This window comes from Desemzia sp. FAM 23988, assembly GCF_045528365.1.
Classification (GTDB): domain Bacteria; phylum Bacillota; class Bacilli; order Lactobacillales; family Carnobacteriaceae; genus Desemzia.
In genome coordinates, this window is the sequence record NZ_JBGQQS010000101.1 from 1 (window position 1) to 254 (window position 254).

The 254-nt window shown below is 48.8% G+C and carries 1 rRNA gene; it reads right to left on the bottom strand.

Going from position 1 to position 254, the window contains the following annotated elements:
• Positions 1–254: ribosomal RNA gene (locus ACEN4L_RS13620) — 23S ribosomal RNA — on the bottom strand; the annotation flags it as partial.

The window sequence follows — 254 nt, forward strand, 5'->3', positions numbered from 1 at the left end:
CATTCGGTGGACGGGATTCTCACCCGTCTTTCGCTACTCATACCGGCATTCTCACTTCTAAGCGCTCCACTAGTCCTCACGATCTAGCTTCAACGCCCTTAGAACGCTCTCCTACCATAGAACCTAATGGTTCTATCCACAGTTTCGGTGTTATGTTTAGCCCCGGTAAATTTTCGGCGCAGGGTCACTCGACTAGTGAGCTATTACGCACTCTTTAAATGATGGCTGCTTCTGAGCCAACATCCTAGTTGTCT